We start from the raw sequence: 23,553 nt of genomic DNA on the forward strand, positions 1-23,553 counted from the left end.
TTCAACATTCGATATAAATAGAATTTTTTATTCATTATTTATCCGAAAAAAAACGAATAAAAAAACAGATAGTCTATGAGAAAAAATAGCTGCTTCAGACTTTTTTTAATCTATAAACAATCTTCATTGCAATAATCATAACTAATGTACTATAATTGCAATGTAAAGAGTTTTGGGGAAGACTCTTTCATCAACGTGTATTAAGAGACAAAAAAGAATTCAAGTGAATTCTTTTTTGTCTCTTCTTTGTGATATTTTGCTTGTTTTAACTATTGAAAAAAGAGGTTACCTTGCTCTACTTTTTACACTAACACTTAGAAATCGCCGAATGTTCCTAGTTTTATTCAAAGGTGTCCCTTTTTCATCTACTTCAAGGCAATGTTTCCATTCATTCTATTTTTACGTTCCCTAACGAATCAGCTGGCAGACTGTAAAATATAGGGTTTGCTGCAATAGTAATATGGTAGCGATAGAGGAACTATCACAAAGAGCAAGCTCAACTTCTGACAATGATAAAGCGGTATCATTCATTTGTGCATGGTTATCCAATACTAGGTCAGCAAATTCAAACAGTCGCAACCCATTACTGTGTTGTGATTTGATACTTCGCGAGAGATCAAATCCAGTAACAATAATCAGTAAATGACCATTTGACTTGATCCATTGAGCTAACTCCACAATACTTGGATCCCTACCTTCATTGGAAAGAAGTAGAAAAATATCTGCTTGTTTGACAGAGAGCTGATCAATGATCGCTTTTCCTGTTCCTTCCAAAGTTTCATATATCCCATTTGCCGGATTTTCAATTAACTTGCCCGGTATCATTTCAGGTAAATGCTCCCAAAACTCAAATGCTATCCCGCTTAGTGTACGACTAGCAAAGATTTGTAAACGTCCACCTAATGAAACTTGACGAGCAATTAAAGAAGCAGCTTGAACCATCAAGGGTTCTTCGATTCTTAATTTCTTTTCTAGTTGCTGATAATAATCAAAATAGCGTAAACTCATTTATTTCTCCACCTTTAATTTCACAACAAAAACAGCAAGTGCGCTAAAACATAAAAAAAGAAATCAGTTAAGACGTATCAACCTTTTGCTTGAAAATGAAAGATAAAAAAAGGCATTGAGCATACTGCCCAATACCTTGACATAGTAAATAAACGAGCTACCGACCATCGAAAAACCGACACAAGGGTAGAAATCTCCCCAGAAATTAGGTACAATAAATACGGTCGATGCCTTGCATTGACTATGGCAAATGATCGGTCAGGGTTTATACGTGTGACTGGTCATTCCCTGATAGTTAGTTGCCGCTAACTATTAGGGAGCCTTTTTTTATTCTGCTGTTTCTATCTTCAATCATTTTAAGTAATCTATCAGACAAGTGCAAGTCCGAAAAAATAAAAAAAACATGGTCTGTTTTCTTGACATATAAATCAACTTTTTTAACTGAACAAGAATCCTATCACGATAGGATTCTTGTTTTTAGATTTATTTTTTAACAATGATAACAGCCAATATCTACTTAAATAAATAAATTTGCCGTCCACAATTAAACATGTCATGATCATTTTTTTGTTTAGCCTACCAAGATGACTCTCCCCTACTGCTTTTCGCTAACTCCCATTCCTTAAATGGCATACTCAGACCCTAAAACCAGACAAAAAAGCAACCGCTCATCCAAATAAAATGGATTTAACCAGCCGTTGCTTTGTTCTAACGAAAAACTCAAGCGAGCAATAACCGTAGTTGCAAGCTACATGGATCAACTTTCTTAACTCACTGCTTTTAGCGTTTATCTGATCGTTTTGTTCTGCGATGAGAAGCCGTGTGTCTGCCTTTTTTGCCGATATGAACGCCTCTAAAGAAATAAGGGATAAAGATGATGAAATAACCTATGATAAATATCAAAGCAAAAATCATAGCTTCCCACGCACCTAAAGCAAGTTCAAGCATAACACTTAAAATAGAAATTGTTGCTAAATACCAGATAAAAATCAATAATTTCTCTTTTTTTCTAGCCATTTGAATGAAAACATATCCACAAATTAGCACCAATGGAGTCAAAAACAACCAGTTATTTCCTTCCATCAGCCATTTCAATCCATCAAGAAGTGTTTGACCGATTGTAATCAATTTTCCCATACAAAGCTACACACCTTTTCTGTATTTAAAAGTCAATTTTGCCATAACTCTTTTATATTACTACATAATAAGAAAAATGACGTTTATTTTAATAGCTAACAAAAAGTATTTTACTAAAATTTAAGCAACGAACTAGATAAGACCAAGTAAAAGTACCTTAGTTTAGAAATTATAACTCTTTACTAAGTTGTATCAGATACTCTTTAAGGGCAGCGCCGATTTCTGGATGTTGTAACCCATAATCAATATTGGTTCGCATGTAACCATATTTATCACCAACATCATATCGTCTCCCTTTAAAATTTCTTGCATAGACTTTTTGATGGCGATTTAATGTATCAATCGCATCCGTTAATTGGATTTCATTGCCCGCACCTGGTGTTTGCGTTTCGAGTATTGGAAAAATGTCTGGTGTTAATAAATAGCGTCCAATAATGGCAAGGTTACTAGGCGCCTCTTGAGGAGTAGGTTTTTCTACCATTTTTCTTACTCGATATAACCCAGTTTTTTCTTCCTCTCCAGGATCAATGATTCCATATTTTCCTGTATCTTCTGGCAAAACTTCCATCACTGCAATCGTTGATGAATGAGTTTCCTCGAAGTCCATCATTAGCTGTTTTGTCAAAGGGACTTGATCCACCATCAAGTCGTCCCCTAACATGACAACAAATGGTTCATCTCCTACAAATGCTTTGGCCTGAAGAACTGCATGCCCTAATCCTTTAGGGTAAGATTGTCGGATAAAATGAAGATTAACAGCTTCCGTTTCCTTGATGGTACTTAATAAATCGAGTTTTCCCTTCTCACGCAGATTTAATTCCAATTCAAGGTTAGCATCAAAATGATCTTCGATAGGACGTTTTTCTTTCCCAGTAACAATTAAAATATCTTCAATCCCAGATTTTAACGCTTCTTCAACAATGAATTGGATCGTTGGTTTGTCAACAATAGGAAGCATTTCTTTAGCCATTGCTTTTGTCGCAGGTAAAAAACGCGTGCCTAAACCACCTGCAGGTATGATTGCTTTCTTAACTTTCATACACCCCGTCCTTTCATTTCAATATAAGCCCTTAGCTTAATGAAAATTCATTCTCTATTTTACCATCTCGCAACATGATTTCTTTGGCTGCTTGTTTGATGTCTTCTCCATTATATAATACATTGTAGATTGTCTGTGTGATCGGCATCTCTACCCCTAGTTGTTCCGCTAATTCAACCGCAGCTTTAGTGGTAGAGACTCCTTCAACCACCATTCCCATATTCTCAAGTACTTCTTCTAATTTATGTCCTTGACCAAGCAAATTTCCTGCTCGCCAGTTACGAGAATGAACACTTGTACAAGTCACGATCAAGTCACCTACACCACTCAAGCCAATAAATGTCAATGGATTGGCACCCATTGCCACTCCTAGACGGCTAATCTCCGCTAATCCTCGAGTCATGATCGCCGCTTTTGCATCATCACCAAAACCTAATCCATGGATGGCACCAGCACCGATAGCAATGATATTTTTTAAAGCCGCACCCGTTTCAACTCCGATGACATCATTATTCGTATAAATTCTAAAATAATCATTCATGAACAGATCTTGCACATAGATTGCCGCTTGCTGATCAATGCTTGCAGCAGTAATGGTCGTAATATCATGAACAGCAACTTCTTCCGCGTGGCTTGGTCCAGAAAGCACGACGATTGCCTTTCTTTTTTCCTCTGGAATCTCTTCAGCAATAACTTCAGAAATGCGTTTATGTGTTCCTTGCTCTAACCCTTTACTTGCATGAATGATGATTGGTTTAGTATTCATTTTCTCAATCAATTCTTGAGCAACTGAACGAATGGCTTTCGTTGGTACAACGAATAAAACCGCATCGACATCCTTCACTGCTTCTGCTAATTCTTTATAACCGATAATCGTTTCGGAAATTTTTAGGTTAGGTAAAAATTGTTTATTTGTATGATACTGATTAATTTCATCGATTTGTTCAGGAACATTTCCCCAAACACGAACATCATGTCCGTTTTCTGCTAAGGTTTGCGCTAAAGCAGTCCCCCAAGAGCCTGGGCCTAAAACTGCAATTTTTTGTTTCATTGATATTCCTCCAAATAGTTGATAGTAACTATTATAGTATAGATACTCTAAATGTTGAAAACTATTTTTCCCGTTTTAACAGTTTGTTTAACACTTGACATTGTTGTATTAAGATACATTTTAATTTTATGTCATTCAAAGCGTTATAATTATCATATAAATAATCATTGAATCAACTAGAAAGGGGGGCTAGAATATGTGGTCTGTTACACCGCCATTTTAATTAATGTTTCAGTTATTTTTATTCCAGCGATATGGGTTGCATCGTTTGTCCCATCACTTTTGTACGATCGTTACTAAATGATAAAAGAAGAAAACACCAGAATTCAGATTGAACTGTGTGTTTTCTTCTTTTGTTTATTCTCTCATCCTGAACAACTGAAAATAACTATTTAGATCAGAGCATGTAAAATGGTTGCGTGGCTTATCTTATATTTTGATTCTGACAATTTTATGTAAAAAAATCAGAGTGCGCTTTATATGTGTATGTCCTCATTACATCCTCATTGTAATAGCCCTGACATACTGCACTCTGACTCTTTTTTTATTTTGTTAACTTTATTAACTGATCTTCAGCCATAATGCTAAAGCCACATCAGGTTCCCAACCGATTTGTCCCATGTGGATGTTACGACAACGGTAAAGATTTCCTTTATAGGTCACAATATCACCAATATTATATAATTTCCCAATTTTCCATTCTTCTGCTTGATTATCTGCTGTCGTTTTCGCTGTCACTTGTTGACTTTTCTTAGAAATACCAGAAGAATTGACTGCTGCGATTTGATAAGTGTATGTCGTATCAGACATTAATCCCTTGTCTATAAAATCTGGTGTCATCGTGGTTGTTAATAGAACGCCATTTCGATAGATTTCATAGCCGATGACCTCTTCTTTCGGATCATTTGCAGACCAACCGAGTGTCACAGAGTTTTGCGATACACCTTTTACTACTAAACCAGTTGGCATCGAAGGGGCTGGTAATTGTGAACCAGCTTGTGTTCTGATCGTTAATACATCAGACGATGTTGAGCGATTTCCTGATGTATCGACTGCTTCAACCGTAAATGAATAGGTTGTGTCAGGGGATAAATTGCTCACCGTATAATTGGTTGTGTTACTAGTGCCAATGAGTTGTTTGTTTTGATAAATATTATAATGAGAAACACGCACATTATCAGTAGAAGCTGACCAGCTTAATGAAATGCTTGATTGCGTTGCAGTTCCTTTTAAATTTTCTGGTTTAGAAGGTTTCTCAGTATCTGGTACTTGCTCTTTGAACAATCCTTGATAAGCATTCGCAAACGACTGATTATAGGCAATCCCAGCTTTATTTCTGCCCTCGTCCCAATTGACACTCCATGTCATGATTCCTTTTAATGGCGTTTGATCTTTTGTCATTTGTTCAAACACTTGGTAGACCTTTGAAGGATCTTTAACATAGCCATTCGCTGCGGCATCTTCGTTAGCTGGGATCCCTAATGCTAGTTTACTTGCAGGAATTTGGATAAAGCCACCGCTTCCTTCATTAAATGATTTTAAAATCCCGTACAAAAATTCATACTTTTTATTGTCATTGTTTTGGGCAATCCATTCCGTCCCAACACTAATCCCATCGCCTGCTTGATTATACAATTGAGGGGCAATAAAGTCATATTCATTTTGTAAAGCTGTAATGTATGGTACATATGCCCCATTTGTTCTTAAGTATGGAAATTCAGGCGCCATTGAGATAATAAAATGTTTGTTTTCTTTCTTGTAATGCTCACGAACGATTTTTAATGCCGCCGGAATGACTGTTTGATTATCCCCAGCAGCCACCGCAGTTTGTTCCAAATCAATATCTAATCCATCAAAGCCATATACTTCTACTAACCGAATGATTTCATTCGCAAAAGCTTGTTCCTGGCCGCGATGTAATTCAATATGTGAATCTGCTCCTCCTAGAGAAATAATGACTGCTCGCCCTTGCGCATTCAATGTTGCTACTTTTTCACGAAAGGCCTGATCCGTCATATTATAAGGTTTAAAAGTAGGAATCCCTTCTCCTTTCATAAACGAAACCGTCACTACATTGTAAAAAGGATTTATTTTGGCCAAATCAATGTCGGCTGGACGACCTCCTTGATAGCCTGCGCCTTGTTCCGCTTGCCAGTTATGATAGTATCCGACTGCAATTTGTTTATTCGCGAGGTCAGGCATCGTGTCTGCTGCATCAGCTGCAAAAACCGTCGTACCTCCACTTACTATTGCACTAAACACGCCTACAGAAAATAATACTAGTTTTTTCTTCATCAAACCGCCTCCATTATTCTTTATTACATAACATATTACACCATCAATTAAAACGATTACAATTATTTGCATAGTATTGCAACACCCAAATAATCGATTACGCACTTCTTCTTTAAAAGCGTGCAAAAATGACGCTTTATTTAAATTTTATTACATTTGTGATATATTTAAAAAAACATCTACAATATATATAAAAAAACACTAGGAGGATAAAAACATGACTAACCATTCGTCTCTGATTCGTAAGTTAAGAAAAGAACGTGGCTTAACACAAGAACAGTTGACACGAGGTATCTCACAACGAGGAACCCTTGCAGCGTTTGAATCAAGAGGAACAAAGATCAGTTTTGAACTATTAGTTAACTACCTTGAACGAATGAACATTACTTTAGAAGAGTATCAATTTCTTCTTAATAGCAATTCACTTACGAATAAACAAAAATTGACCAACTATCTCATCTCATCCAAAAAAATTACTCACGAACAAGAATTAGAACTACTAAATGAATACGAAAAAACAGGCAGCATCTACTATCGTTTGATTTATGCCCAACGAAAATTGATTATGAACTACCTCTACAACCATACTGATACCACTTTGAAAATAGAAGAAGAAATTTTTGTGATCAAAAATTATCTTGAAAAAATTGAAACCTGGGGACATTTTGAACTAACGATTTTTTCAAACTGTTTGTTTATTTTTGATGATCAATACATCATCCATCTCTTTCAAACCAGTGTATCAAAAATGAAAACGTACATAGACGCTACCTACTATTCAGAACTTTTCTCTAATTTTATTCTAAATGGTTTACGCCTCTCATTTAACCGTCATTCTGCGATTCTTAGAAAACTTTTTCTATGCGAACTGAAAAGATTAACGCAAAATCACAAACAGTCAATTGATCTTGCCCAGTATAAATTATTTGCGGCTTTGGATCGATTAGCAGATGGCGATCATTCAGCCATCCCGGAAATCGAAAAGGGTCTTCGTTTTTTTGAGTGGTTAGATTTGACTAATGCTAAAGAATATTTTAGTAATCTCAAAAATTCATTGATTGAAAGCAGTTTACAAAACAAAGCTAATTAACAATTACGAACCGGAAGATGTTATTTTTGTTGTAATGCTAGACAAACAATCTAAGCTTATTGTTCTCCCCGTTATACTAAATCCATGAAAAGAAAACCTTTTCATAAAAATTATTTGGAGGAAAGTTATAATATGAAAAAAAGTTCTTTATTAGGGTTAGGTTTGGTTTTAGCAACGACAGGATTGACAACATTATCTTCCGTCAATGTTTCAGCACATGGTTATGTTATCTCGCCAATTAGCCGTGCCTATCAAGGTCAATTGGATAAAGAAAACATTGGCTATGATTTCGCAGTTCAAAAATATGGTCCGATCATTAATGAACCACAATCACTAGAAGCTCCTCAGGGATTCCCTAAAGGTGGACCAGCAGATGGAAAAATCGCTTCTGCAAATGGTGCAAGAGGATTTGAATTAGATAAGCAAACTTCTAGTCTATGGACGAAACAAAATTTAACAGGGGGAGCGACAAAATTCACTTGGAAGTATACGCAATCACACCCAACTAGTAAATGGCATTACTATATCACTAAACCAGGTTGGAACCAGAATAAACCACTTTCTCGCAATGAACTTCAATTGATCGGCGAAGTCCAAGGAAAAGGTGCGCAAGCTAGCACGAGTCCAACTCACACCATTACGATCCCAAATGACCGGATAGGTTATCATGTGATTTTAGCAGTTTGGGATGTAAGTGATACATCAAATGCCTTCTACAATGTCATTGATGCGAATATCCAACCTCGTAGTATCTTAAATGATTTAAATGAATCCATGTGATTCTCTTTAACTGAACAATCAATCATTCTTCATTTTCTTTACTGTTTATTGAAAACATTTGCTCAATCTTTCCCACGATGGGTAGTTCTAGTATTGCTAGGCTCAACATCGTGGGATCTTTTTCGTTTCACTTTTGCCACTCATCAATAATAAGAGCGTATCAGAAAGAAGTTATCTTTTATCGAACGCTTTTTCATGATAGCGAACTGAGTGTACTTTTTTAGGAACCATACTTTTTTTGTTGCAATAACAAACAATATTTAACCCTCTTCTCCTATCGTTTTATACTATTTTTGTGAAAAAATTTATTTCACATAATAAGCAATTGATGGAGGGAATCAAGATGAAAAAAAGTTTAGTCGTAGGATTAGGTCTCGTTTTAGCAACAACTGGTTTAACTGCCTTATCGACAGTTAATGTGGATGCTCACGGTTATGTGGAGAAACCTATCAGTCGTGCCTATCAAGGAGAATTAGACAGTAGGAAGAATTGGCATGCAGCTCTTGAAAAATACGGTGAAATAATTACTGAGCCACAATCACTAGAAGCACCTAAAGGATTCCCAAATGGTGGACCTGCAGATGGAAAAATTGCTTCCGCAAATGGTGCCAAAGGATTTGAATTAGACAAACAAACTGCTACTATTTGGACAAAACAAAACCTTTCAACTGGTCCAACGAAATTCACTTGGTCTTATACTGCCGCACATAAAACAGCTAAATGGCATTACTATATCACGAAAAATAATTGGAATCCAAACAAACCATTATCCCGCGATGAATTTCAATTTATAGGTGAGGTAGACGGTCACGGGAAAGATGCCGACACAAATCTAACACACACGATCACTATTCCAAGTGATCATCTCGGTTATCATATCATCTTAGCCGTTTGGGATGTGAATGATACTTCAAATGCCTTTTACAATGTGATTGATGCGAATATCCAACCTCGTAATCTCTTAACTGACTTATCAAACAATTCATAAAAATTCTTCTATCAACATATCAACACACGGATCAAATCGCTCACTTGATCCATGTCATAACCAAAAAACATACCAGCATGAACCGTTTATTTCACTGACAGACGATTCATATTGGTATGTTTTATTTTATTATTTTACGAAATCGTTCCTCTTAGAACTGATTGTGTCGCTTAATACTCAAATTGACGGTAATATCTTCTGATTTCTAAGGGGTGACAATTTAATTGCTCGATATGCGCATCGATTCGTTGCGTCACCGCATGCATCAGCAAATAAGAAAGGACACGCCCACGATAACTTTCGTCAATTCCTTCAATTGGATAGTCTTTTGTATCAATCAATGTATAATTTGCACAGATTTTTGGTAATAGGTTTGCGACTCTTTCTGCAAGTACACGTTGTTCATCTTCTCCTAAGAACAACGTCACTGGTGTCGTTTCTTCAATCACTTCTAGCGTACCATGTAAAAATTCAGCAGCGTGGATCGATTTAGAAGGCAACCAACTTTGCTCTTCCCAATAACACATCGCATAAGAATAGACAGCGCCCCATTGGTTCCCAGCACCGATAAAATAGTGCATCGAATCGTGACGATGTTTTTCAGCAAACGCTAATCCAAAAGCATCTGCTTGTTTTTCGGCTTCGACTAAGCCAACTGCTAAGTGCTCTTCTAATTGTTGATAATAGGTTTCGTAGTCTTCAAATTCGCCATGATTATACATCAAACGATCTGCGACCATAAAGAATTTGATTTGTTCGGTTCCAGGTGCAGGATAAGTGATCGTATGGTCACAAAGTTCAGCGAGAATACTCTCTTTTGTATCAATAAACCCGATCAGTGTCGCACCCACTGTTTTGATTTCTTTGACCGCTTGCACGACTTCTTGCGTGGTACCAGTAACTGAAGACAAGACAACAATTGATTTTTCTGTTAGGCGTTTGTTGCCAGTTGTGTAATATTCTGCTGCATGTTGGACATAAACAGGTAGGTTACTTTTACCATTCATATAAGTCACAGCTTGCATCGCTGATGCGTAGGTTCCGCCGATTCCTAAATAATAAATTGCATCGAATCCCTCTCCCAATCCGTCAATGATTTGTTCCACTTGCGGACGTAAAGCTAGCGCCCCATTGATATCCTCGATTTGTTTTTGTTCATTGAATTTTAACATAGTCTCCACCTCTTAAATTTTACTTTTTAATACTTCATCAAAATCATCAAAAATTCTTTGACCTAAATCGATCCCTTTAGCAGTCGCAATTTTATAAGCCAAAACTTGGATCGGTACAACTAAAGCTAAAACAGAAAGATCTTCTTCGCTAGTGATTCCCAGACTAAGCTGATTCTCAGTCGTTTCTCCTTCAGTCGTTACAACAATGACCTGTCCAACATATTGTTTCATGTATTGTGCTAATCGCTGGGAACGTTTTTGACTATCACTATCGGTTTCCAGGAAGAATAGGATGTGACCAGGATTGGCTTCTAAATACGGACCGTGCATGTATGCCTCTAATTCAAAGCCTTGGGAAGGTTCCCTAACAGTTTCTGTAAACTTGGTTTCAAACTCTTTCGCTGTTCCCCAATTCGGTCCATATCCGATCGCAATAAATCGTTTTGCTACACGAAAGAGTGCTTCATTTTTTTCAAAAAATTGTTCTGTTTGCGCAATGATCTGAGGAATTTTCATCACGATTTCTCTTAGTTGAACTAGTTTTTCTTCTTTTTGCGCTGCTGTTATTCTGTCTTTACTGGTTCCAATCGCTAGACCTAAGAGAATCAACTGAAGAACGGTTGCTGAATAGCCCTTGGTAACAAACCCCACTTTTTCCACGCCCATATTCAAGTCAATCACTTGATCCACTTCTTTGGTGATCGGACTTTGATCATCTCCAGTTAAAGCGATCGTCCGTCGTTTTGATGATCGGATCTTTTGGATGGCATCGACTGTCGAAGCACTTTTCCCACTTTGAGAAACAGCGATGACTGTATCAACTTCTTCTGACAATTTCCCATAATGATTAAAATGATAAGGTTCTTGGATATCCACAGTGATGTCTCCATAGCTTTCTAGTGCCGGCTTTGCAGCAAGACAAGCATTATACGAAGAACCTGTCGCCAGAATCAGAACGTGTTGCATGTTTTGATAAGACACATGAAGTGACGAATCATTCTTTTCAAGAATCGCTGATAAAACTGTTTTTTCTTCATGAATATAATCAAGCATTGTGACCATCTTGTTCTCTCCTTTTCTAAAAGATACCAATCCATGAACCAGCAATCCCAAAAATAGCTAATCCAATCAAAATCATCAATGGTTTGACTTCTTTTTTCAATAAATAAAAGACTGCTCCAAAGGCACCTAAACTTAAAATATGAGGAACGATATCATCAAAAATACTTTGGATCGTGACGGCATTTTCACCTGTTCCGATTTTCAAAGGAATATTGATATCGATCATCGTCGCAGTCATTCCGCCAACTACCATCAATCCAATGATTGAAGCACCTAACGTCAAACTTTCCATCATTCCGTTTGCTTGGATTTTCTTTAAAAATCCAGTACCTAGTCGATAGCCCCAACTTGTTGCCAAGTAACGAAACAAAACATGAGGGATATTGAAAATCAAAAGGAATAAAATTGGTCCTAAAATATTTCCTTGTAGTGCTAGCGAAGTCCCAACACCCGTCGCAATCAAACGCAACGTTCCCCAAAAGAATGAATCGCCTAACCCTGCTAAAGGACCCATTAGTGAGGTCTTGATACTATCGATAGCTGTTACATCAAACTCTGGGTCATTTTTATTTTCTTCTTCCATTGCTGCATTGATCCCTAAGATCAGGGTCACGATATGTGGTGTCGTGTTAAAAAATTCCAAGTGTCGTTTAAGCGCTGCTGACATTTCTTCTTTAGTATGATAGAGCTTTTTCAAGATGGGAATGATGGCAAAGACATAGGCCATATTCATCTGTCTTTCATAGTTCCATGAAAATTCCATTTGAAATGAGCGCCAAAAGACCTGATTCAATTCTTTTTTGGTCACTTTGTGTTCTTCTTGATTAGAAGTCTTCATCCTCTTCTACCTCCCCTGCTGAAGTTTGAACGGATACTTGACGTACGTTCATGATATTGACGACAATGACGGCTAAGATCGCCCCAAAGATGGCAATACCTGTTACTGGAATCTCTAAGTAAGCTGCTACAGCAAAGCCTAAAAAGAAATAAGGTGCTACTTTTTTATTGATCAATAAACGTGCCAGCATGGCAAATCCAAGTGCTGGAATCAACCCAGTTGCAACGGTCAATCCGTTTTGCACAAAATCTGGTATTTTCGCTAAGAGATTCCCAATCGTTTGACTTCCGACTAAATAAGAAATCATGACTACCAGACCAAGCATCAATGACAAGCCGAAACCAGCTAGTAAGTGCATGTGTTCGACCCCTTTATAATTCCCATCCTCCGCATAACGATCTGCTCTGTGGTTCATGATCGGAATCAAGAGTCCTAAATAAACATTTTTTAAAATAAGGGTAAGTGTCGCAATTGGTAACCCTAATAGTAATGCTGTTTCTGTTCCTGCTCCTGCAGTAATGGCAAATGCAGTTCCTAAGATTCCACCGGTCACAACGTCTGGTGGAATCGATGCTCCAACTGAAAATGAACCAATAAAAGCTAATTCCAAAGTTGCTCCCATAATAATACCTGTTTTTACATCTCCCAAAACAATCCCTGTAAATAATCCCGTTACGATCGGACGAGAAAGCAGGGAAGTTCCTAACGCATACTCTGATTGCGCAATAAAGGCAACCAGACCTAAAAGAATTGCTTGTAGGATCATCTTTTATTCTTCCTTTCTCATAAGACTTCCTTTGCTGCTATTTTTTTATCTGCTGGTACTTGACGAATTTCTACTTCTATCCCATTAGCGATCATTTGTTCCAACAATTTTTCTTCTTCAGGTAATACGTTGACCGCTTTACCTAGACTCCGCGTTCCTTCCTTTGATTTAATCCCACCTAAATTGATTTGCTTGATCTGTGGACAAGCTTTTGCTAATTGATACGCATCTTTCACAGACTCTACTACGATAAATAGTTTATATTTATCCGTTACGCCACTTTGTAATGCAGCGATCGAATCTTCAATCGATTTGATCACTAGTTTCACTCCTTGTGGCTTTGCCAGCTTAATGGTTGTTTTGCGTATTTCATTGTTTGGCACATCATCATTTGCGATCAAAATACAATCTGCCCCAATTGATTGTGTCCAAGAAAAAGCGACTTGACCATGCAATAAACGATGATCGACTCTTGTTAAAATAATCATTTCCAATCCCTCCTAAAATTCTTCTTCTTCCATTTTTTTTTCGATACTTTCATTACAAAATTGGATCATTTCTTTTGAATCATTCAATACCTGATGGATCAATTCAACGATTGAATCAGCTGTCTCAATTTTTGTGGCAATCTCGATCAACAATGGCAGATTCAAACCAGCAATCAAGTAGATATTCGGTCGGTTAATGTACTGCAAAAATTCATTGTTTACACTGCCACCAAATAAGTCAGTGATGATGATCAACTCCTGCCCTTGATGATCGTTAATCAATTGCTGCACTGATTTTGCTAAATCAAACGTTTCAGTTCCATAGCAATCTAACGCTAGGATCGAATGCGTTTTACCAAAAATAAGTTCCAAAGAATCTAAAATCCCTGAAGCAAAACGTCCATGGGAGGCTAGAATAATTGTTCTTTCCATGTTTCCACCTCTTTCTTACTCTCACTACAAATAAAGCAAGATACGTGCCAACATAGTGGCGGTATCTTGCTTACGATTAAAATTCTTCTTCTGAGCCTATTTTATCCTCTACATTTTCGAGAATATCATAAATATAAGCGACTTCTGATGGTGGGATCGTGACACTATAATGTTCTTCGATGACACTAAATGCTTCTTTGATTCGATCCAAGGTTTCTTTTTGACACTGTAACAACTGTTCTTGACCATGGTAACTTTCAATCGGGATCTGCCGGATCAATCGCTCGATCAAACAACTGACATGGACAAAAAGGGCGATCTTTTGTGGCGTCGTGATGTTCTTATCAAAACGCATCTCCAATTCACGCATAAACAGCTCGATTTCTGTCATCACTTTTTCTGTATCAAGGATCGTCACCGACTCCAGTACTTTTTCTAATGAAAAATTTCGGACAAATTGCTGATCAAAGTTAGCTTGTTCTTTCAATGAAAAAATAGGAGCCAGCCATTGAACAAGTTCATCCATTTTCTCTCCTGAAATCAATGACTCTAACGAAAGATATGGCATCGTGTCGATTTGAGGATTCGTTGTCCCAATGATGCCAATCACATCGTACATCGAAAAAACCGATTCCGTTAATTTTCTTTGTGTTAATACTTGGTATTCATAAGGGATGATTTTAAGTGCGCTGTTTGCTGGTAAACTTTTTTCAAGTAGTTCACTCATATGGACAGCCGTTCCGATCCCCGTCATGCAAGTGATCAGTAATGCTTTTTGTTTATTTTTTTGAGGGTAAATGATCGTCCACTCTGCTTCCAAGGAGGCCACCGCTTCCTTGACGATTTCTTCCAGATCAGTCATTTTTTGCATTTTTTCTCCAATACTGATAACTAATGGTGTTGTCACATTATTCAAAATAACGATTGGGGCAAAGACCTGATCTTTGAATAGTTGATGGATTTCTTTTAGCGAGCCCATATCAACTAAAATGATCAGTCCATTAGAGATATCATGACGATTACTGTAATCGATCATTTCATCCGCAATTTGTTGGGGAGTCACATCTAAGGGCATATCAAAGGATTCAAACAGATCATTTCCCAACAGTCGATTAGCGACGTTCGCCATACTACTAGCGGTAGCATAACCATGAGCAGCAATGATTGCTTTAGGCACACTTTGTTCTTTTGTCCATTTCGTCCGTCTCAAATAGATCGTTAATAAAATATGATCTAATAAAGTAACTTCTAAATCTAACTTGGCTTGTGTCAATTCCAAGATCCGATGGGCGTAGTGATAGTTTGCTGGATACATTAGTTCTAACTGGCGGTCTAGTTCCTTGATCAATTGTTCGATTTCCCCATCTTCTGGTAACCACTTTACTGTGCTTCTTTGATAGAGATAATAACTTAGCGCATAGACGCTGTTACCATCAAACTTGATCTGATAGGCACTTTCCATTTGTTTTAGCGTTTCTCGAATGGAGTGCAACCAGTAGACTAGTAGTTCATGTTTTTCTTGGCGACTCGTTTCAAAGAGCAAAAAATCAAATAAATAAACGACTTCTTCTTTTAATTTTTCCTCACAGTTACTTACTGTTGCGCCATTTTTCTTAAAGGTCAATAATAGTTGTTCAAAGCAGCGGATCATTCGCTCCTGTTCTGGTTGTCTTTTTTCAACCAAATGAGCTAATTCTTTTTTCTCAGTGATCCACACAGCTGATTGGGCTGGGCTATCTTGATGGGGAACCTTCAAAAGATATCTTTGTAAATGTTGGAGTTTGATCGATAGGCTCTCTTCCTCTTTTTGTTCAGCGAATGCTTTGGCTACAGCTACTTTTACGCTATTTTTCAATTCGCCGATGTTTCCCGAAAAACTTTGGTTCGTCAATAATGACAGCACTTGACCACTCACTTTCATTGGTCGCTCGATTTTTCTTTGTTCATTTAAGAAAAAAGAATAAATCAGCTCCAATCGTTCTTCTTTTCCACGAGCACGTAAAGAAGGCAGATCAATCTTAAAAGGAATCCGACGCATAAAAGTGGGCAGAAAATGTTTGGTGACTTCTTCAGTCGTAGCAAAGAAGAGCCGAACATCGACTTTTTTCCCCTGATTCGTTTCTCCCATTCGATAAATAATCCCTTGATCCAGATACGTAAACAATTTTTCTTGTCCTTCAGGGCTAAGTCGATGAACTTCATCTAAAAATAATAATCCCCCATCGGCTGCCTCAAAAGCGCCAACTTTATCTTGTGTCGCACCGGTGTATGCTCCACTGACATGTCCAAATAAATTACTCGTCAACAATTCTGGATTGTCGGCATATTGGGCACAATTCAACGTCACGAAAGGCGCATTTTCTGGTAAGAGATCATGTTCTAAACAGTATTGATAAACGATATTGACTAAGAAGCTTTTCCCTGTACCACTTTCTCCAGTTAATAACACAGGTAGCCCACCATCTGGATAAAAAAGAGCTGTTTTGATTTGTTCAATGCTTTCTTTCAGGCTTGCTTCGTGACCGATCACTAAAGAAAACAGATCTTTACTTCTTGAAAAAATAGGCTGTTCAGCCCTTATTTCTTCAGTTGAGGCATAATACGTTTTACTTAAAGCAAAAAATTGCTGTTCAAAAGCCATTTTATGAAAGTAATAGACCGGACGAGAATTGATCTTAACCAAAATACCAGCTTCATTTAATTGATTAAGATAATGACTGACCGTATTACGTTTCACTTTAAAGTATGCTGCTAAATATTTCGCTGTAAAAACATCACTTAATTGTGCTAAATCGATAAATGCCGTTTGATTTTCTAAATAATCTTGGATTTCTTCTTTTAACATTCTCTCACCTCTTCTCCATCATAGGAAACGCATTCATTTTGTCAATAGCTATTTTTATCTAAAAAGAAGGAGAAACAAACGAGATTCGTCAATGACTTTTTTTGCTAATTCACTTCAAAGTTTCATTTATGAAAAGGCTTATTCACTTTTCATTCTAAATTTCATAAGATACAATGTGAGAGTACCTACTTATATATAGGAAAATACTCGTTTAAGACAAAGGGTCATCAATGTAAAATAGACAGAAATTTCTTGCAACTGACTCCCCTTTCTCTTAAATCCGTGCCTACCGTTTAAGTAGCTAAGAAAGAAATTCGAGAAAATTTATTTGGCTTTTTCTTAGCTAATGGTAAATATATTTTAGGAGGAATCATATGATTCAGTTATTGCGTTATGCAAAAGATTACCGTAAACAAATCATTCTGGGTCCCGTTTTTAAATTCTTAGAAGCTGTCTTTGAATTGATTTTGCCATTATTGATGGCCTCATTGATTGATAACGGTCTAAAGATGAATGATCGTGGTGTGATCATCCAAATGGGGATCTGGATGGTCGTGATGTCAGTTGTTGGATTGATTTGTGCGATCATTTGTCAATATTATGCTTCAATAGCTTCACAAGGATTTGGTACTGAGCTTAGAAATCAACTAATCAAGAAAATCAATTCCTTTTCACATAGTGAATTAAATCATTTTGGTACAGATACATTGATCACTCGAATGACGAACGACATCAACCAACTCCAATTAGCATTAGCCATGGTAATCCGTTTATTGATCCGTGCGCCATTTCTAAGTATCGGTTCAGTCGTCATGGCCTTTGTGATTGACTGGGAAATCGGCTTGTTTTTCTTAGCTATCCTACCGATTTTTTCAATCATTTTATACTTTATCATCAAAAAAACAATTCCACTGTACCAAAAAGTCCAAGAAAAACTGGATCGTTTAAATGAAACGGTTAGTCAAAATCTAAGCGGTGTTCGTGTAATTCGAGCATTCTCCCGCACAAAAACAGAAATTGATACTTTTGATGAGGACACCGATGAATTAGCTAAAAACTATTTACGTGTTTCAAACATCTCAGCTCTCTTATCACCGGCTACCACATTGATCATGAATATCGGTATTATTTGTTTGTTGACTGTTGGTGGGATCAAAGTCAATATCGGACATTTGCAACAAGGTCAAGTCCTTGCGTTGATCAATTACATGAATCAAATGTTACTGGCATTGATCGTCGTTTCTAACTTGGTCGTTATCTTTACCCGGGCCGAAGCTTCAGGTAATCGGGTCAAAGAAGTCCTAGAAACTGACACCACACTGACAGATGCAGAAGATGCCTTGACACCGAATTTCCAATCCGAAAACATCGTTCAATTTGAACATGTCGACTTTCGTTATACTGAAAAATCAGGATTATCTTTACAAGACATTACTTTTGCTTTGAAACGAAACACGGTTTTGGGGATCATTGGACCAACCGGTAGCGGAAAAACAACTTTAACTCAATTGATTCCACGTTTCTATGACGTCAACGCAGGTTCCGTTGCTTTTGATGACGTGGATGTTCGCTCATGGAAACTTGATCCTTTAAGAAGCCAAATCTCACAAGTTCCTCAAACCGCTGTTTTATTCACTGGAACTATCCGTGAAAACCTTCAATGGGGAAAAGAAGATGCCACAGATGAAGAATGTTGGGAAGCTCTTAGAATTGCTCAAGCAGAAGATTTTGTTCGACAACTTCCTAAAGGATTAGAAACAAAAGTAATGGAAAACGGAAAAAACTTTTCTGGCGGTCAAAAACAACGGCTAACGATTGCACGTGCGTTAATTGCCAAACCTGAATTATTGATTTTAGATGATTCTTTAAGCGCGTTAGATTATCAAACCGATCTTAACTTAAGAAAAGCATTACAAACCTCACTAGATACGACAGTCATTATTATTTCTCAACGAATCCGCTCGATTCAAGAAGCACATAAGATCCTCGTGATGGATCAAGGAAAGATCGTTGCGCAAGGGAAACATGAAGATTTATTGAAGGATTCCGTTGAGTATCGCGAAATCGTCGCATCACAGGAGGAAGAATAAGATGAAAACAAAAAAATTATCCTGGAAAACCCTTAAACGATTCGTTCCTTACCTTACAGCCTATTCAAAAGATATCTGGTTTGCGATCCTTTTAGGGATCATCAACGGGATCGCTACTGTGGTAATGACTTTACAGATTGGTCAAAGTATTGACCAAATGATCGGCGCAGGTCAAGTTCGATTTGCTCAATTGTTCCACCTCTTATTATTATTTGGCGGGATCGTATTGATCAACGTGATCAGTCAATGGCTGATCCAAGTCTTAAGTAATCGCTTGGCTTATCTTTCCGTAGCAAAATTAAGAAAAGATGCCTTTGCACGTTTGAATAAATTACCGCTTCGTTACTATGATCAAAATTCACACGGGAATATCGTTAGTCGTTTTACCAACGATATGGATAATATTTCCATTGCGATCTCTGCGGCTTTTAACCAAATGTTTGCTGGCGTGGCTATCATCGTCTTGTCTTTTATATTTATGTTACGCCTTAGCCCGTTATTGACACTCGTCGTGATTTGCTCCACACCGATCATTTTTCTTGTGAGTTGGATCGTTGCCCGTGCATCACAAAACGACTTTGACAATCAACAAAAGATTATCGGGAATATCTCTGGCTTTGTTACCGAACGGATCGGGAATCAAAAAATCGTCAAAGCCTTTCAACAAGAAGAAATGAATCAACGACAATTCCAAGCATTGAACACTGATCTTTATCAAAAAGGACAACGTGCCCAATTTTCTTCTTCTTTGACGAATCCGTCTTCTCGTTTTGTGGATCACTTGGCTTATCTTTCGATTGGATTAGTTGGTGGTTTACTAGCATTAAGAAGTGGCTCAGCCATTACAGTCGGTGTGATCTCTAGTTTCACGATCTATTCTAGTCAGTTTTCTAAACCGTTTATTGAACTTTCTGGAATCACGACACAGATCCAAACCGCTTTTTCTGGATTAGAACGTGCCTTTGAACTCATCGATCAACCCGAAGAAACGCCAGATGAACCTAATGCTTATGCGTTGAATCCAGCAACAATCAAAGGTGAAGTAGCGTTCAATCATGTATCCTTTTCTTATGAACCAAGTCAACGATTGATCGAAAATTTCAGTTTCGTTGCTAAACCAGGGCAAACGATTGCGATTGTAGGTAAGACTGGTGCTGGTAAATCCACGTTAGTTAACCTGTTGATGCGTTTTTATGATGCGACAGGTGGAACCATTACGATCGACGGGTATGATATTCGAGATATCCAAAGAGATAGCTTGCGAAAAAGCTTTGGAATGGTTTTACAAGATACTTGGCTCTTTGACAGTACGTTAAAAGAAAATCTACAGTATGGCAATCCAGATGCTAGTGATGAAGAAATCAATCAAGCACTCAAAGCTTCGTATATGTATGAATTTGTGGAACGCTTGCCTGAAAAGTTAGCAACAAAAATCGGCGGACAAGGTCTGAAAATCTCTGACGGACAAAGACAATTGTTAACGATCGCCCGTACAATGATCAGCAACCCTCCTATGTTGATCCTAGATGAAGCAACTAGTTCAGTCGATACTTTGACGGAAAAGAAAATTCAAGATGCCTTTTTAACAATGATGGAAGGCAAAACGAGCTTTGTGATTGCCCACCGTTTATCGACAATCAAAAATGCCGATCAAATCTTAGTCATGGAGCAAGGCGCCATCGTTGAGATGGGTACCCACGATGAATTACTACAAAAAGACGGGTACTACCATCAACTATATCAAGCGCAGTTTACTAAACAGTAATCCTGTAATTAGACAAACCAAAGAAGCAACCTTCTGGGATGGGAAGGTTGCTTCTTTGGTTTCTGAGTTGACTATTTTGCGTGAAGAGTCATACTTCTTAAAATCTTTTTGTATGGAATACTACGTCCGACGTAATACATCGCAATGGTTTGAATAGGAATCCAAACGACTGTTTTTAATAACCTTGGTGCCCAGACGATCCAACTAAATAATGGAACATGATACATCATCGCTAGCCACAAAGGAGTCAATAGCAAATTAATGATCAGCGTGACCGAAAGTGTAGCTAATAGCGAATTTTTCCAAGTAATCTCTTTTCGGTAAAAAAAGAAACCATAAATTGCTCCTTCGATAAAGGCATTCAAAGTAAAGCCAATAAAGAAAGCTGTTTTTGAAAATAACGCCATTCCTACTAAGTCAGCTAATACACCCCCAATTCCAGACCAAAACGGGCCAAATAAAATCCCCATGATCATTTGTGGAATAAATGTGACACTGATCTTCACAAAAGGGGTTTCGATCGATACCAAACGGGATAAAGTGACCATCAAAGCAATCAACAATCCCATGATAGCGATCATGCGTGCGTCTAACCGATTTTTCTTCATTTCTTAGCATCTCCTTTAAGAGCTGCTACATCCTACATGCAGCGAATGCGAAAATAAAACCGCGAACAACTTGTCCTTCGTCAAAGAGGCAACATCCCATCCTCTCAGCACTTAACGCTTTATTTTCTACTCTGTTTATTTTTGGGAAGTCATTCCCAGCAAAACTATAGCATAGATCACACACGACTGTAAATAAAAAAACATACATTCCCGAATAAAAAGTAATTCATGTTCGTGAAAAATCACACATTCAACGAACATAAATGGACGATCAATAGCAAATAACGAATTTTATTCCAGAGACAACGGTCGATTTTCTAACTCATGAACTACAGTACGGAAATCCAGAAAGCCAACTTCTAGTCCTCGCAACAGTACTTCTGCTGTTCCAATATTAGTTGCTAAAGGAATTTCGTAAACATCCGATAAGCGGATTAGTGCAGTCACATCCGGTTCATGAGGCTGTGCAGCCAACGGATCTCGCAGAAAAATCACGAGGTCTAATTGATCTTCTGAGATCATTGCACCAATTTGTTGGTCACCACCTAAAGGACCGGATTTAAAGCGATGGACTTTTAAGCCAGTTGCTTCGGTGATTTTACCACCTGTTGTCCCGGTTGCGAATAATTCATGTTTTTCCAGGATTGCCTTATAGGCGGTTGTCAACTTGATCATCAAGGGCTTTTTGCGGTCATGAGCAATTAAAGCAATTTTCATATTGATCATCCTTTCCTCTCTCAACATCTTGTTCCTACTCTATTCTACCTCAAGGTGTAGCATATTGCCCAAAAAGACAATCAATTCTTGTTCAAGTTGCCATTGAGCATAGATAACGCTTTCATTTATACTTAATTCAACATTAAAACTAAACAGAAAGCGTGGAATGAATCATGGTAGAAATGGCACTGAAACATGTATACAAACAATATGACAACGCAGAAAATTATTCCGTAACGGATTTTAACTTAGCAATCGATGATCGTGAATTTATTGTCTTTGTTGGACCTTCTGGTTGTGGAAAATCAACTACATTAAGAATGATTGCTGGGCTAGAAGATATCTCGGAAGGAGAATTAAGCATCGGCGGTAAAGTGATGAACGATGTAGCACCAAAAGATCGTGATATCGCTATGGTATTCCAGAACTATGCGTTATACCCACACATGACTGTATTTGACAATATGGCTTTTGGGTTGAAGTTGAGAAAGTATGACAAAGCAGACATCAAAAAACGGGTAGAAAATGCTGCTGAGATTTTAGGGCTTACTGAATATTTGAAACGTAAACCTGCTGCTCTCTCAGGTGGCCAACGTCAACGGGTTGCTTTAGGACGTGCCATCGTTCGTGACGCAAAAGTTTTCTTGATGGATGAACCATTATCAAACTTAGATGCAAAATTACGGGTAGCGATGCGTGCTGAGATCGCCAAACTCCATCAACGTTTAGAAACAACAACCATCTATGTAACCCACGACCAAACAGAAGCAATGACGATGGCAGATCGTATCGTTATCATGAAAGATGGCTTTATCCAACAGATCGGTACGCCAAAAGAAGTGTATGACACACCAGTCAATATGTTCGTCGCAGGCTTTATCGGTTCACCCGCAATGAACTTCTTCAACGTTACTTTAAACAATGGAGTAATCAGTGACGGTCATGGTTTAAAATTAAAAATCCCTGAAGGAAAAAACAAAGTCTTAGTTGAAAAAGGCTATGAAGGGAAAGAAGTTGTTTTTGGTATTCGCCCTGAAGATATCCACAGTGAACAAGTGGTGTTAGAAGCACAACCCGAAGCAGTTGTTCATTCAGAAGTTGTTGTATCAGAATTGTTAGGTGCAGAAACCATGCTTTATACCCGAACAGGTACAACTGAATTTATTTCAAAAGTCGATGCACGTGACTTCCATAAACCAGGGGAAATGGTCGACTTAGCATTCAATATCAGCAAAGGACATTTCTTTGACAAATCAACTGAAGAAGTGATCGGATTGCCATAAAAATTAAAAAATCAGCTTTTGATGTAAATTTTAGCAGAAACTATGCCAAAAGCTAGAACTATAACAAATAAGCCGAAAGTGCTGTGTTCATACACAGCA

At 37.7% G+C, this 23,553-nt stretch carries 20 protein-coding genes and 1 riboswitch; of the genes, 6 read left to right on the forward strand and 14 right to left on the reverse strand.

The annotated features are described in order from the left end of the window. Positions 1-408: 408 nt before the first annotated feature. The 5 genes from IGL30_RS10140 to IGL30_RS10160 all read right to left on the reverse strand — a co-directional run bounded on the left by IGL30_RS10140 (position 409) and on the right by IGL30_RS10160 (position 6,530). Positions 409-1,008 carry an SIS domain-containing protein gene (locus tag IGL30_RS10140; protein WP_010737187.1) on the reverse strand — a complete coding sequence of 200 codons (600 nt, stop codon included), beginning with the start codon at positions 1,006-1,008 and terminating at the stop codon, positions 409-411. A gap of 780 nt (positions 1,009-1,788) precedes the next feature. After that, positions 1,789-2,145, reverse strand: coding sequence for a hypothetical protein (locus IGL30_RS10145; RefSeq protein WP_010720747.1), 357 nt, complete (start codon positions 2,143-2,145; stop codon positions 1,789-1,791). 169 nt (positions 2,146-2,314) lie between these two features. Beyond that, positions 2,315-3,184 (reverse strand): UTP--glucose-1-phosphate uridylyltransferase GalU, encoded by an 870-nt coding sequence (galU, locus tag IGL30_RS10150; RefSeq protein ID WP_034700586.1) that lies wholly within the window; start codon positions 3,182-3,184, stop codon positions 2,315-2,317. Between the two features lie 31 nt (positions 3,185-3,215). Continuing rightward, positions 3,216-4,235, reverse strand: a complete 1,020-nt coding sequence (locus tag IGL30_RS10155; protein WP_088745468.1) for an NAD(P)H-dependent glycerol-3-phosphate dehydrogenase — start codon at positions 4,233-4,235, stop codon at positions 3,216-3,218. A 561-nt stretch (positions 4,236-4,796) separates the two neighbouring features. Next, positions 4,797-6,530 (reverse strand): fibronectin type III domain-containing protein, encoded by a 1,734-nt coding sequence (locus tag IGL30_RS10160; protein WP_088745469.1) that lies wholly within the window; start codon positions 6,528-6,530, stop codon positions 4,797-4,799. 217 nt (positions 6,531-6,747) lie between these two features. On the opposite strand from IGL30_RS10160, the gene IGL30_RS10165 reads away from it, so the two are divergent. The 3 genes from IGL30_RS10165 to IGL30_RS10175 all read left to right on the forward strand — a co-directional run bounded on the left by IGL30_RS10165 (position 6,748) and on the right by IGL30_RS10175 (position 9,388). Then, positions 6,748-7,620, forward strand: a complete 873-nt coding sequence (locus IGL30_RS10165) for a helix-turn-helix domain-containing protein (RefSeq protein ID WP_053766334.1) — start codon at positions 6,748-6,750, stop codon at positions 7,618-7,620. Between the two features lie 132 nt (positions 7,621-7,752). Beyond that, positions 7,753-8,400, forward strand: a complete 648-nt coding sequence (locus IGL30_RS10170) for a lytic polysaccharide monooxygenase auxiliary activity family 9 protein (RefSeq protein ID WP_010737182.1) — start codon at positions 7,753-7,755, stop codon at positions 8,398-8,400. Positions 8,401-8,743: 343 nt separating this feature from the next. Further along, positions 8,744-9,388 carry a lytic polysaccharide monooxygenase auxiliary activity family 9 protein gene (locus IGL30_RS10175; protein WP_088745470.1) on the forward strand — a complete coding sequence of 215 codons (645 nt, stop codon included), beginning with the start codon at positions 8,744-8,746 and terminating at the stop codon, positions 9,386-9,388. A 170-nt stretch (positions 9,389-9,558) separates the two neighbouring features. On the opposite strand, the gene IGL30_RS10180 is transcribed toward IGL30_RS10175, so the two are convergent. From IGL30_RS10180 to IGL30_RS10210, 7 genes are all read right to left on the reverse strand, one after another. Next, complete coding sequence (locus tag IGL30_RS10180; RefSeq protein ID WP_010737180.1) at positions 9,559-10,560, reverse strand: SIS domain-containing protein; 1,002 nt, start codon at positions 10,558-10,560, stop codon at positions 9,559-9,561. A 12-nt stretch (positions 10,561-10,572) separates the two neighbouring features. Next, entirely contained in the window at positions 10,573-11,622 is a 1,050-nt protein-coding gene (locus tag IGL30_RS10185; protein WP_088745471.1) for an SIS domain-containing protein, read from the reverse strand. Positions 11,623-11,638: 16 nt separating this feature from the next. Beyond that, positions 11,639-12,460 carry a PTS system mannose/fructose/sorbose family transporter subunit IID gene (locus tag IGL30_RS10190; protein ID WP_010720756.1) on the reverse strand — a complete coding sequence of 274 codons (822 nt, stop codon included), beginning with the start codon at positions 12,458-12,460 and terminating at the stop codon, positions 11,639-11,641. Next, positions 12,447-13,226 (reverse strand): PTS mannose/fructose/sorbose/N-acetylgalactosamine transporter subunit IIC, encoded by a 780-nt coding sequence (locus IGL30_RS10195; protein ID WP_010720757.1) that lies wholly within the window; start codon positions 13,224-13,226, stop codon positions 12,447-12,449. Before IGL30_RS10195 ends, IGL30_RS10190 begins: the two co-directional genes overlap by 14 nt. A 17-nt stretch (positions 13,227-13,243) precedes the next feature. Then, complete coding sequence (locus tag IGL30_RS10200; protein WP_088745472.1) at positions 13,244-13,714, reverse strand: PTS sugar transporter subunit IIB; 471 nt, start codon at positions 13,712-13,714, stop codon at positions 13,244-13,246. 12 nt (positions 13,715-13,726) lie between these two features. Then, the gene (locus tag IGL30_RS10205) at positions 13,727-14,146 is read right to left on the reverse strand and encodes a PTS sugar transporter subunit IIA (protein ID WP_010720759.1); all 420 of its coding nucleotides are present in this window, start codon (positions 14,144-14,146) and stop codon (positions 13,727-13,729) included. Between the two features lie 76 nt (positions 14,147-14,222). Then, positions 14,223-16,991 (reverse strand): sigma 54-interacting transcriptional regulator, encoded by a 2,769-nt coding sequence (locus tag IGL30_RS10210; RefSeq protein WP_088745473.1) that lies wholly within the window; start codon positions 16,989-16,991, stop codon positions 14,223-14,225. Between the two features lie 374 nt (positions 16,992-17,365). On the opposite strand from IGL30_RS10210, the gene IGL30_RS10215 reads away from it, so the two are divergent. Together IGL30_RS10215 and IGL30_RS10220 are read left to right on the forward strand one after the other, a co-directional pair. Beyond that, positions 17,366-19,081, forward strand: a complete 1,716-nt coding sequence (locus IGL30_RS10215) for an ABC transporter ATP-binding protein (protein ID WP_010720761.1) — start codon at positions 17,366-17,368, stop codon at positions 19,079-19,081. Between the two features lies 1 nt (position 19,082). Further along, the gene (locus IGL30_RS10220; RefSeq protein WP_088745474.1) at positions 19,083-20,846 is read left to right on the forward strand and encodes an ABC transporter ATP-binding protein; all 1,764 of its coding nucleotides are present in this window, start codon (positions 19,083-19,085) and stop codon (positions 20,844-20,846) included. 71 nt (positions 20,847-20,917) lie between these two features. Here the strand turns inward: IGL30_RS10220 and IGL30_RS10225 are convergent, their stop codons facing one another. Both IGL30_RS10225 and mgsA read right to left on the reverse strand, forming a co-directional pair. Next, the gene (locus IGL30_RS10225) at positions 20,918-21,454 is read right to left on the reverse strand and encodes a folate family ECF transporter S component (RefSeq protein WP_010720763.1); all 537 of its coding nucleotides are present in this window, start codon (positions 21,452-21,454) and stop codon (positions 20,918-20,920) included. A 37-nt stretch (positions 21,455-21,491) separates the two neighbouring features. After that, a riboswitch (THF riboswitch) is annotated at positions 21,492-21,590 on the reverse strand. Positions 21,591-21,745: 155 nt separating this feature from the next. Next, complete coding sequence (mgsA, locus tag IGL30_RS10230) at positions 21,746-22,171, reverse strand: methylglyoxal synthase (RefSeq protein WP_088745475.1); 426 nt, start codon at positions 22,169-22,171, stop codon at positions 21,746-21,748. Positions 22,172-22,344: 173 nt separating this feature from the next. On the opposite strand from mgsA, the gene IGL30_RS10235 reads away from it, so the two are divergent. Next, positions 22,345-23,454: an ABC transporter ATP-binding protein gene (locus IGL30_RS10235; RefSeq protein ID WP_010720765.1), complete on the forward strand. Its 1,110-nt coding sequence runs from the start codon at positions 22,345-22,347 to the stop codon at positions 23,452-23,454. Positions 23,455-23,553: the final 99 nt, after the last annotated feature.

The organism is Enterococcus sp. DIV1089c, from assembly GCF_050530965.1.
Classification (GTDB): Bacteria; Bacillota; Bacilli; order Lactobacillales; family Enterococcaceae; genus Enterococcus_B; species Enterococcus_B hirae.